Here is a 12,119-nt window from a genome sequence, read left to right as displayed (position 1 = left end):
GAGCGTAACATTGGTGTACTACTTTTTGATTGTTTGGGGTAAGAATTACATCTTCTTACCCCTTTTTTATAACCTGAATCTGTCATTCAACACTTCTGGATGGATGGTTATGTGGAACAGGCTGTCTTCGAGTTCGTGTTAGTAATGATTCAGTAGACACAAAATATTTGTATTTTTATCTTCGCCATCCTTCGGTACGTGAGTGGATTGTTAGACACGCGCATGGCGCAACAATGGCTAATTTAAACACTGCGATTCTGTCAGCATGTCCAACAGTTTTGCCCCCACTCCCTGAGCAAAAAGCGATCGCCCGTATTCTCTCTGCTCTTGATGACAAAATCGAGCTGAATCGGCGGATGAACGAAACCCTGGAGGCCATGGCCAGGGCGATTTTCAAGGATTGGTTTGTGGACTTTGGCCCCACCCGCGCCAAGATGTCGGGCCGCGCTGCTTATCTGCCAGAGCATTTGTGGTCGCTGTTCCCAGAGGCAATCGACCCTGAAACAGGTATACCGACGGGTTGGAAACTTAGTAGACTAGACGAATTAGTTGTTTTGCAAAGAGGATTTGATCTTCCAAAATCAAAAAGACAAAATGGAAATTTCCCGGTTATTGCAGCTAGTGGCTTCAATGGAACCCACAACGAATATATGGTTGAACCGCCAGGTGTTACCACGGGAAGAAGTGGAGTTTTAGGAAAGGTTTTTTACATACAAGAAAAATTCTGGCCACTGAATACATCACTTTGGATTAAGCAGTATATTGATACAACTCCAATATATGCTTACTTTCTTTTGCAAAATATTGATTTCAGTTCGTTTAATGCTGGTTCTGCGGTCCCAACGTTGAATCGAAATCATATACATAATTTATTTGTGCCTAAGCCCAATATCGAAATCATTAGAGAATTCAGCAGCTTGGCAGAAAATCTTTTCAATCTACAATACCGCAACTCCAAAAGCTCGGATGATCTTGCTGATCTGCGCGATCGCCTCCTCCCCAAGCTCATGTCCGGCGAAATCCGAGTCAAAGAAGCCGAAAAAATGGTTGAAGAGGTGCTGTAGTGCTGAACCCGAATTGGCAGCAGTTCTGCCAAGAAGCAAAAGTCATCCATAATGGCATCATGACACCGCCCCCCGCCGCACAACTCAACCTGTTCCTATGACCACCTCGCCCTGCCAATCGATCGCAGACACCATCGGGCAACTCTACACCTGCTCCGAGGTGAATGGCTTGGTGCGGATTCGGACTCCCTATCTTTATCCCGACGGCGACGTAATCGACTTATTTCTTAAGCCCGAAACCCAAACCTTAACCGACCTCGGCGAAACCCTGCGCTGGCTAGATCTGCAAACATTTCGGCAGTCCCTATCCAAAAAGCAAGAATGGTTTCTGCAAGATATTCAAGTGACTTACGGCGTTGAATTATACGATGGAATGCTGTTAGTTCGGGTGCAAAATAACCTAGCAGAAGCCATCACTCGACTCGCCCAAGGCGCGATCGCTGCATCTAATTTGTGGTTGCTGAATCGAACTCGACTCGCCAGCACGGTAAATGATGATCTTGCCGACCTTCTAGAAGAGCGTCAAATTCCCTATGAACGAGATATTAAGGTAGTGGGGCGATCGGCTCGTTCTTGGTCGATGGACTTTCAAACGAGACACCCACGACGCAGCGCCTTAATTAAAGTTCTAAGCACCGGCAATCGGGGCGCAGCCAATAGCAAAGTGAATAACGCTGTGGCTGCTTGGGTTGACTTAAATCAATTGCAACTCACCACAGAACCATTACACTTCATTTCGTTATTTGATGACAGCTTAGATGTGTGGAGTTCTAGCCATCTCAGCCAACTTGCTGAATTTTCCAATATTTGCTACCTATCTCAGCCAGAAGAACTGATTGAACAATTGGTAACGTGATCTATTTGAACCGCTATGGCCTACAACAACTTCACCCTAAACTCCGTCAAAGACCTATTTAAACTCAAAGTTAAAGACGCTCCCTTCTGCGAAACCTTGCCGCCCGCAGAACCCTCGCCCGAAATGGCCAGCATTCTCGCTGAATGGTTCCCGATCGCCCAGGCCGCCCGCACCGAAAAAGCACTGTCTGAAATGTTGGTGAGTCCCATCCTGCTCGAAGCCAGAAGACTTGCTAACCGACATGTACAACTCTTTTCGGGTGAAGAATTTGATGTCGATCGCGATCGGGGTCTGAATGGCTTCTGTGATTTTTTATTTAGTCGATCAGAAAGTCGATTAACGATTGATGCACCCGTCCTAATGATCGTGGAAGCCAAACGCGGCGAGTTGGAATCTGGCCTCGGCCAATGCGTCGCCGAAATGGTCGCCGCCCAAATTTATAACCAACAACAGGAACAGCCCATTTCAGTGATTTATGGCTCAGTCACCAGCGGCAAACTTTGGCAATTTCTCAAACTAGAAGCCAACACCGTCACCGTTGATTTGACCACCTATCCCGCCATGCCCGTCCAAAAAGTCCTGGGTATTCTGAAATGGATGTTAGTTCAGTGAAAAACCGATAACAGAAACCTTGATCAAAAATCAGCAGCTCCCGCCATGCCCTACCTCAGCGAAGCCCAGGTTGAACAACTCCTCCTTGAGCAATTCCAAACCCTTGGCTATGGCTACCGGGCGGATGTTGTGGTTAACCCCGACGGCTCCCAGCCAGAACGGGAAGCTTATGCCGATACGATCCTGAGCCAACGGTTGCGAACCGCCCTTGATCGCCTGAACCCAAGAATTCCCGCCGCTGCCCGCGATGATGCATTTAAAAAAATCATTGCCACCGAAAAGCCCAATTTAATTGAAGAAAATCGGCGACTCCATCAAGCCTTAGTTGAAGGAATTGATGTGGAGTTTTACGCCGAAGATGGCACGATTCGCGGTGATAAAGTCTATGCGATCGACTTTGCCAACCCCGACAATAACGATTGGTTAGTCCTCAACCAATTTACGGTCATTGAAAACGGCCACAAACGCCGCCCCGATGTGGTTGTTTTCATTAATGGTCTGCCGATCGCCGTGATCGAAATTAAAAAACCCGGCAGCTCCACCGACACGCTCACGGCCGCCCACAACCAACTCCAAACCTATAAAGCGGAAATTTCGGCCCTCTTCCGCACCAACGCCGCCCTCATCACCACCGACGGCCTCACTGCCCACATCGGCTCCCTCACGGCCGATCGAGAACGCTTCGCACCTTGGCCCACGATCGACGGAATAGCGATCGCGCCCAAAGGTCAACCCCAAATGGCCGTGCTGATTGAGGGCGTATTTGAAAAACAACGCTTCCTAGACCTTATTCAAAACTTCACGGTCTTTAGCGACTCCGGTTCCGGCATCCGTAAAATCATCGCTGGCTATCACCAGTTCCACGCCGTCCACAAGGCGATCGCCCGCACTGTTTCTGCGATCCAAACTGATCAAAAAGCCGGCGTGATTTGGCATACCCAAGGCTCCGGCAAAAGCTTCCTAATGGCATTTTATGCTGGCCAACTGGTGCGCCATCCTGACCTACAAAATCCGACGATCGTTGTGATCACCGATCGCAACGACCTAGACGATCAACTCTTTGGCACGTTTTCCATGTGCCGCGACCTGATTCGCCAAACGCCCCAACAGGCCGACAGCCGCGAAGACCTGCAAGCCATTCTGAACCGAGCCGCCGGGGGTGTTGTCTTCACCACAATCCAAAAATTCGCCCCCACGAAAAGCGAAACCACCTATCCCACGTTGAGCGATCGGCGCAACATCATCGTGATTGCCGACGAGGCCCACCGCAGCCAATACGGGTTTAACGCCAAGGTCGATCGCACCACGGGCGACATGGCCTACGGCTTCGCTAAATATCTGCGCGATGCCCTGCCCAATGCCTCGTTTATTGGGTTTACGGGCACACCGATCGAGGCCAGTGATGTCAACACGCCCGCCGTTTTTGGCAACTACATCGACATCTACGACATCAGCCGCGCCGTGGAAGATGGCGCAACCGTGCCAATTTATTACGAAAACCGCCTCGCCCGCATTCAACTCCCCGAAGATCAAAAACCCCAAATTGATGCGGAGATCGAAGAACTTTTGGAAGACGAGGAACAATCAGAGCGGGTAAAACTGAGTCAAAAATGGGCAACGGTGCAAGCGCTAGTCGGCGCAGAATCTCGCCTCAAACTGGTTGCCGCCGATCTAGTTCAACACTTTGAAAATCGGGTTGCAGCTTTGACGGGCAAGGCCATGATTGTCTGTATGAGTCGATCGATTTGCATCAAGCTCTACGACCAAATCATCGCGCTCCGTCCCGACTGGCACAGCCCGGATGACAACACCGGCCGGATCAAAATCGTGATGACGGGTTCTGCCACTGATCCCCTGGAATGGCAACCCCACATTGGCAACAAGGCCCGCCGCGATCTGCTGGCAAAACGCCTAAAAGACCCGGAAGATCCCCTGCAATTGGTGATTGTCCGGGATATGTGGCTGACCGGGTTTGATGCCCCCGACCTGCACACGATGTACGTGGACAAGCCCATGAAAGGCCATGGCTTGATGCAGGCGATCGCCCGTGTGAATCGGGTTTTTCGTGATAAGCCTGCGGGCCTGGTTGTGGACTACATCGGCATTGCCCAACGCCTGAAGGAAGCCCTCCGCGATTATTCCGCCCAAGACCAAGAACGCACGGGCATCGACGAAGCCGAGGCGATCGCCGTCATGCTGGAAAAGTACGATATTGTGTGCGCCCTTTTCCACGGTTTCGATTACCAACGCGGCTTGATAGGTACAGCTCAAGAACGACTGGTGGTGATGGCTGAGGCGATCGAATGGGTTCTGGAAAAACAGCACCAAGCCGCCCAGCAAGAAACCGATGAAAACGCCCAAAAACGCGCCCACCGCCACTATCAAGATGTTGTTTTAGCCTTATCCAAAGCCTTCGCCCTGGCCAGTTCTAGCGATCAAGGCCGCCAAATTCGCGATGAAGTGGGCTTCTTCCAAGCAATCCGCGCTGCGCTGGTGCAATCAACCGCAACTGCTCAACCAACCACGACCGGCCGGGAATTTGCCGTCCAGCAAATGATCGATCGGGCCATTACCTCCACTGAAATGATCGATATCCTCAGGGCGGCTGGGCTGTCTTCCCCGGATCTTTCGATTTTTTCCGATGATTTTTTGCTGGAGATTCAGCAAATGCCCAAGAAGAATCTCGCCCTCGAAGCCCTCAAGCGATTGCTCAATGATGAAATCCACTCTCGCAGTCGCACGAATATTACCGAAGAAAAGAAATTTTCTGAGCGATTGGAAAAGGCGATCGCCCGCTATCACACCAACGCGATCAGCGCCGTTGAAGTGATCCAGGAAATGATTAATTTGGCTCGGGATGTCCAAGCCGCACGGCAGCGGGGTGAGGAGCAAGGTTTATCTGCCGATGAAATCGCTTTTTATGATGCCCTGGCCGAGAATGAAAGCGCGGTTGAAGTGATGGGCAATGACAGCCTGAAAGTGATTGCCCACGAACTCTTGATCAGTTTGAAGTCAAACATCACGATCGATTGGGCCCATCGGGAAAGCGCCCGTGCTCGCCTGCGAACTGCCATTAAGCGCATTCTCAAAAGACACGGCTACCCACCAGATTTAGAAAAAGCTGCGATTCAAACCGTCTTGCAGCAAGCAGAAGCCCTATCCAGTCATTGGATGGGCTGCTAAGTCTCGGAAGCTCCATTTTGTCTAGGAAGCCTTTAGCGGGGCTTCTGGTAAAGCACCTTGCATTCGACCTAGCCAATCGATCAAATTGTCCAGTTGCTGTTCTGGTTTCACCACGCCCAAACCGCGCACCATCACCTTTTTTGGCATATAGACAAAGCGCGATCGCAGGTGATCGGGCAGGTTTTCCGCTAACAGCTTCCAAGCCGGTTCTTCCATCGGCGTTTCTAGAATCACGTGCTGTTTATTCTCGATCCGAATTCGAGAGAAGCCGAGTTGCTTGGCGGTCTGTTTCAGTTCCATTACCCGCAACAGTTGCAAGCAAGCGGGCGGAATCGGGCCGTAGCGATCGCTCCAGTCGGCGGCGATTTCCGTGAGTTCCCGTTTGCTGCTGGCGGCGGCAACCGATCGATAGGCGCTCATCTTCTGTTCCAAGTCTGGAATGTAATCGTTCGGGATAAAGGCTGTTAGGTGCAAATCGATTTGGGTGTCATCCACCTGCGGGATTTCTTGGCCGCGAATTTCATCGATCGCCTCTTGCAACATTTCCATGTAGAGATCGAAACCGATCGCTTCCATTTGTCCCGATTGTTCTGCTCCTAACAAGTTACCCACGCCGCGAATTTCCATATCGCGCATGGCCAGTTGATAACCCGATCCCAGTTGGGTAAATTCCTGAATTGCGCGCAGTCGTTTGCGGGCGGCTTCTGATAGTAATCCTTGGCGGTTATAGAACAACCAAGCGTGGGCTTGTACCCCGGCTCGACCGACGCGGCCGCGCAATTGGTAGAGCTGAGATAGCCCGAATTTTTCCGCATCTTCAATCAAAATTGTATTGACGCGGGGAATATCCAAGCCCGATTCCACAATCGTGGTACAAACCAAAATATCCGCTTCACCACTGCCAAATGACAGCATGGTGGCTTCCAATTCGCCCTCGTCCATTTGCCCGTGGGCGATCGCAATTCGCAGGCTGGGAACCAATTCCACCAATTGCGTTGCCACCTTTTCAATGCCTTCCACCCGAGGCACCACGTAGAAAATTTGCCCACCCCGATCGAGTTCTTGCCGAATGGCCGATCGCACCGCTTCCGGGTCGTAGGGAGCCAAGTGGGTTTGAATCGGGCGGCGGTTGGGCGGCGGAGTCGTAATCAAGCTCATTTCCCGAATGCCCGAGAGCGCCATATAGAGTGTTCGAGGAATCGGCGTGGCGCTGAGGGTCAACACATCCACTTGGGTTTTCAGGGCTTTGATTTTTTCCTTTTGATTCACCCCAAATCGCTGCTCTTCATCAACCACTAAAAGACCTAAATCTTTGAATTGAGTTGATTTGCTCAAGAGGGCATGGGTTCCCACCACAATGTCCAATTCTCCGGTGGCCAAGCGCCGTTGAATTTCCTTGCGTTCCTGGGGCGATCGAAACCGATTCATCAGCCCAATTTGAATCGGATAGGGCGCAAATCGTTCCTTGAGAGTGTGGTAATGCTGTTGGGTCAAAATCGTGGTGGGAGCCAACAGGGCGCACTGTCTGCCAGCGGTGACGGCCTTGAAAATCGCCCTCACGGCCACTTCCGTTTTGCCAAAACCCACATCGCCACAGACCAAACGATCCATGGGGCGATCGCTCTCCATATCCCGTTTTACGTCCTGGGTTGCCTTTAGTTGATCCGGCGTAGGTTGGTAGGGAAATGAATCCTCTAGCTCCTGTTGCCAAGGCATATCCGGCGGCAGGGCCACGCCCCGCTGTTCCGATCGCGCCGCATACAATTGCAGCAAGTCCACCGCCAATTTCTTGATCGTTTTGCGGACTTTCGCTTTCGTTTTTTCCCAGGTTTTCCCGGTCATCCGGTGCAATTCCGGCGGGCTATCTTGGGTGCGACGATAGCGCGACAGGCTGCCCACTTGATCCGCCGCCACCCGCAATAATCCATCGGCGTATTGCAACACCAAATATTCGCGGGTTTGGTTATCAAAAACGATTTTTTCGAGCTTTAAAAACCGTCCAATCCCGTGGTTGCGATGCACCACATAATCGCCGGGAGCCAGCTTGTTGGGATCGACTTGTTTAGAGGTGGCGCGGCGACGTTTTCGCACATAACCGGGCGTGGCCAAGGCGTGCTGACCAAAAAACTCTCGATCGGTCAGCACCGTGATCCGATAGGTGGGCAGCACAAAGCCTTCGAGTTCCGCCAAGCCGGAATATTTGACCGCCACGGGGGTGTGGTTGCCCTGGAGCCGATCGATCGCCTGGAAGTCGCGCGGGCTGGGCACAAACTGCGCCGGACAATCGTGCTCTTGCAGCAGGGCCACGGAGCGGCTGGGCTGGGCCGACAGCAGCCAAATGGCGAATTTGCGATCGACCTCGCCGCGAATGAAGTCCGCCAACTTGCTGAACTGGTGTGGTGTGGGCGGCACGGGTCGGGAAGCCAAATTAATCGGCCGGGGCGGGTTGGCAATCAGGGGCGAGGCCACCTCCGTCGCCAGCTCACTGAGAAAGAAGCGATCGAACCGATCGAGCGCCGCCAACACCTCGCCAAAGGTGCGATGAATCGGTCGCAGGGGTTCCCCGTGGGGCAAGCTGTCCGGGTGCTGATTGACGATCGCCCAATGCTCACCCACCTGCTCCACCCAGCGATCGGCATGGGCCCCGCAATGGTCGATCTCATCGATCGCCACGATCGTCCCCTCGGGCAAATAATCCAGCAAGCAAGCCGGTTGCTCAAAGGCCCGCCCCAACAGCCGCCGCATCCCTTCCGCGTCTGATCGTAACTCCGCTTCCGCCTCCGATTCGTCCAAGGGTTCCGGCTCCCAACCCAAGGCCGCCCGGACGATCGGCCCAAAATCCGTCGGAGTCAGCACCACCCGCGCCACCGGATCGAGCGATCGCTGATTGGCCGGGTCAAACTCCCGAATCCGCTCCAAAGCGTCGCCAAACCACTCCAACCGCACCGGCAATTCCGACGACACCGGGAACACATCGATAATGTCGCCCCGCTGGCTCCACTGGCCCTCCGTTTCCACCAAGGAAACCCGCTCATAGCCCAGCCGCGCCAGCTTGCGCCCCAAATCGCCCAAATCCGACTCGGCCCCCGGCTCCAGATTGATGCAGTAGGGATCAAAGGCCGCCACGGGGGGCAAGTGTGGTTGCAGGGCGCGTTCGGTGGTGACGATCGCGATCGGCTTCGGGTCACTGTGGAGCGATCGCCCCCGCAAATCCGCCAACACCTGCAACTGGCCCCAGAGGGTTTCCTGCTCCGGGTCAAAGGGTTCGTAGGGCGAGGCTTCCGAGGTGGGATAAAAATGCAGCGCCCCAAACCCCATCTCTTCCATTTGGGCAGCCCAGCGGCTGGCTTCCTCCAGCGTCGCCGTCACCACCAGCAGCGATCGCCCCCGCGCCTGGGCCAGCGCCGAAATCGTGAAGGCCTTGGGCAACTGGGCCGCGCCGCTAAAAATCAACTGGCGATCGCGATCGAGCCGTCCTAAAAACTCCTCCGTCAAGGGAGACCGCTGCAAGGCACGAACGATCGACGCGAAAGCCATAATCCAGACCCCTTAAAACCTAAACAGAGCGCCAGAATCCCCACCACAGGGAAATTGTGGCGCTTTTGCAGCGTTAGCGTGAATAGTCAGCCCTTCTGATTCTAGGAGGTTGTTGGGTACATTGACCGACCGGGCGATCGGGCCCGCTTGAGTGCGAAACCGCTCAGGAGCCGTAGGATGTGTGGGAGAAAGTTTTCGGGGTGATGATTTGGTTGGCTTGTCTCCCACGCACCATCGATCGCCCCTCGGGATCACGAGTCGGTTTGGCTGCGGCAACGGCAGCGGTGCGTAGGGCACAAACCCAATGATGGGTATCCGCGAACCGTTGCCCTACACACCCTACGGCTACGGCCTGCTACAGTTCACAAGTCTCGATAATAGAGAAGAGACCAAGCCCAATCCACTCCCCCGAAAAGGAATTTCTCCTCTAGGCGAGAGATGGGGATTCATTTTCAGTTCGTCGCGCCTCTTCCAGTCGTCATTCTTTCGCCATCCCACTTGTGTCCCAAAATCCTGCCAAATCTTAGCACTCAAGTACTGGTCATCCAGCTTGGCTCCACAGGCCACGTAAATCTCCTTCTGCACCGAGAAGCCAAACTGACCTTGGCTGTGTTTCACCCACAGGCTATCGATGGCCAACAATTCCTCACAAGGAAAGTTCAACAGCTCCTCACTCGTGAACCATTGCCCCTCTTCCTTGCCCACTGTCGTGATCATCAGCCGATAGGTTTCGTCGTCGGCCCCCACCCAGTCGCCCGCAATCATCAGGGCTTCTAGGGTTTCGTAGCGCGAGCTGGCCACGGTTTTTTTCAGGCGTTCCAGCTCCGCCCGCTCCGCACTGCTCAAGTCCAACCGCTTGGCCGTGGTTTGATAAATTTTATAAGCCAAGTCTGGGTGCTGTTTCATCGCCTCCCGAATCAAATTCGAGGGATTCACCAACTCCCCATAGAGCAAAATCGTGGCTTCCCAAGCAGGAATTGCGAACTTGTCATACAACATCGATTCTTGGCGCAGCCGCACAATTTCACTCGCCGCCAAAAACTCCTGAAAACTCAGGTGCGAAAACTCATAGATCCCCTTTTCTTGGGTTTCCACCAACAGTTCACTCACCTCCACCATTTGCCGCAAAAAGTCCCGCGCCGAAACCTCTGGATCGCGCTCCCCAATCGGCTGCACAATCACATCCAACAAATCATGCTCAGTGATTTGTTTGTGGCCCTGGTCATCCCCCGGCCTAGCCCGCAACATCATCGCCAGCGCCAGAATTTGCAGCACCTCTAAGCGCCCCGCCGGTTTCAAACACAGCGAAATCCCTCGTCCTTTGGGACGTTTGGAAATTTGCACCTCGCAAATATCCTCATACAGCTTCACACGCCGTTGGGGCAGTGGTTGATTCACGCCATGCTCTAGATGAAGGCGACACATCATATTCAGCAGCAGCGGATTCCCAGCCAAGTCGGCTAATTCAGGTCTGGCTTGCAATTGGTCGATCAAAGACTGCGATCGCTCCTCAATTCGCTGCTCAACATCGGGCGTTTTTTGCCCACCAACCGCCTTGATTTCCTGAAAGCTGTACCACTGTCGAATAAATTTGGCTTGCTGCTGTTCTGAAAACTGCCGAACCCACAACAAAGCACTGGGTAAAGGCTGATCGTAATGTTCCAAACAAGCCGTGGGACGCGAGGTGACAATCATCACCGATTCTGGAAACTCGCGCATTTGCCGATTAATCCATTGGCTCACGGCCAAACGGTAATCTAGCGGTACTTCATCAAATCCATCAAACATCACCAACGCTTTGCCCTTTTCCAAAAGTTCCAAAATCCAATTGGTTGGAACTTTTAAGGTTTTGCCCTTGGGTAAGCTGGGTAAATGAATCCTGGTCAGAAAATCCGGTAAGTCTGGCGCTTTTTCATCAGCAAGCATCTGCCAATTGGTTTTGTTTGCCAAGATCACCAGAAAAGGAATTAACTTAGGGGCGTGATGGCGTTGGTAATTAACCTGGCGGTTTTTTTGACAGTAAACATAGGTCAAATGCTTCAGCAGTGTGGTTTTGCCATAGCCACCCTTGGCCCGAATCAACATTTGGCGATAGCTCGGATCGCGCCGAACTTGTTTCAGCAAATCCCAAATTGATTGAATGCAAGCCTCTTGCATCCCTAAATTTTCATGAGGGGACTTTTGTTGCTTGTTGAGCTGCTGCTTTAGCCGTTTCCGCTGCTCGGTATAGCCCCCAACCTGTGGATTGATAGTCAGTTCCAAAGGCACAAAAATCTCTTGTAGCAATGGCCGAATCACACCATCACCCACCTGATCCAGCCCGAGTGGGTCATCACGCAGACAGGCCCAGCCCTGGCATTCCAGATATTTGGTCTCAAACCCTGATCGCCACCAGTTGATCCTTGCTGTCAAGTTTTGATTGGCGATTTTTGCCCAACCCACCAAGGTGTCCACATGGGCTAGCCCCCTCGCCCCCGCCAGTTCTGAGACGCGACTCAGAACACTTTTGCTGTAGCCCTTCCATGCTGTTGTTACGATCAAAAACAGGAGGGTGAGTCCCGCCAACGCCCAGTCTTGTCTCAACACAAAAAAGACCAATCCACCGCTACCCAGACTCCCGCCCAGACTCTTGGTGTGTTTTGCGAGAGCATCAATGGCCTGCACTACCCAATGTTGGGCGGCGGCTTCAGCATCCTTATCCTCGGTGGCTAGCTCGGCAGATTGGGCATCCTTGGTGTTGTCTTTATCCTTCGCATCCGGTGCGGCCGACTTTGAATCGGGGGCTTTTTCGTCCTGCTTGGGTTCCGGCTGAGGCGCAGCAGATTCGTTCGGCATCACGAGTGAGAGAGGCGAGACTTAAGCCAATT

6 protein-coding genes are annotated in these 12,119 nt (G+C 53.0%); 4 read left to right on the top strand and 2 right to left on the bottom strand.

Annotated elements, in window-relative coordinates; all coding sequences use genetic code 11:
• Positions 1 to 77 precede the first annotated feature (77 nt).
• The 4 genes from H6G53_RS11715 (at position 78) to H6G53_RS11700 (ending at position 5,715) form a co-directional block, all read left to right on the top strand.
• A complete protein-coding gene (locus H6G53_RS11715) occupies positions 78 to 1,064 on the top strand; it encodes a restriction endonuclease subunit S (RefSeq protein ID WP_370567817.1) in 987 nt (328 codons plus the stop codon).
• A gap of 97 nt (positions 1,065 to 1,161) precedes the next feature.
• Complete coding sequence (locus H6G53_RS11710) at positions 1,162 to 1,920, top strand: DUF1828 domain-containing protein (RefSeq protein WP_190533100.1); 759 nt, start codon at positions 1,162 to 1,164, stop codon at positions 1,918 to 1,920.
• A gap of 15 nt (positions 1,921 to 1,935) precedes the next feature.
• A complete protein-coding gene (locus H6G53_RS11705) occupies positions 1,936 to 2,532 on the top strand; it encodes a hypothetical protein (RefSeq protein ID WP_190533097.1) in 597 nt (198 codons plus the stop codon).
• Between the two features lie 45 nt (positions 2,533 to 2,577).
• Positions 2,578 to 5,715, top strand: a complete 3,138-nt coding sequence (locus H6G53_RS11700; RefSeq protein ID WP_190533093.1) for a type I restriction endonuclease subunit R — start codon at positions 2,578 to 2,580, stop codon at positions 5,713 to 5,715.
• Positions 5,716 to 5,736: 21 nt separating this feature from the next.
• On the opposite strand, the gene mfd is transcribed toward H6G53_RS11700, so the two are convergent.
• Together mfd and H6G53_RS11690 are read right to left on the bottom strand one after the other, a co-directional pair.
• Positions 5,737 to 9,252, bottom strand: coding sequence for a transcription-repair coupling factor (mfd, locus tag H6G53_RS11695; RefSeq protein ID WP_190533090.1), 3,516 nt, complete (start codon positions 9,250 to 9,252; stop codon positions 5,737 to 5,739).
• A 345-nt stretch (positions 9,253 to 9,597) separates the two neighbouring features.
• Positions 9,598 to 12,087 carry an NACHT domain-containing NTPase gene (locus H6G53_RS11690; RefSeq protein ID WP_190533087.1) on the bottom strand — a complete coding sequence of 830 codons (2,490 nt, stop codon included), beginning with the start codon at positions 12,085 to 12,087 and terminating at the stop codon, positions 9,598 to 9,600.
• Positions 12,088 to 12,119 lie beyond the last annotated feature (32 nt).

This window comes from Limnothrix sp. FACHB-406 (assembly GCF_014698235.1).
Lineage (GTDB): Bacteria > Cyanobacteriota > Cyanobacteriia > CACIAM-69d > CACIAM-69d > CACIAM-69d.
Note: the sequence above shows the minus strand (reverse complement) of the source record. Positions and strands in the feature narration are given on the sequence as shown.

Bases quoted from the DNA above. Each gene is read 5' to 3' on its own strand.
- H6G53_RS11690 (WP_190533087.1), bottom strand. From the start codon at position 12,087: ATGCCGAACGAATCTGCTGCGCCTCAGCCGGAACCCAAGCAGGACGAA.
- mfd (WP_190533090.1), bottom strand. From the start codon at position 9,252: ATGGCTTTCGCGTCGATCGTTCGTGCCTTGCAGCGGTCTCCCTTGACG.
- H6G53_RS11700 (WP_190533093.1), top strand. From the start codon at position 2,578: ATGCCCTACCTCAGCGAAGCCCAGGTTGAACAACTCCTCCTTGAGCAA.
- H6G53_RS11705 (WP_190533097.1), top strand. From the start codon at position 1,936: ATGGCCTACAACAACTTCACCCTAAACTCCGTCAAAGACCTATTTAAA.
- H6G53_RS11710 (WP_190533100.1), top strand. From the start codon at position 1,162: ATGACCACCTCGCCCTGCCAATCGATCGCAGACACCATCGGGCAACTC.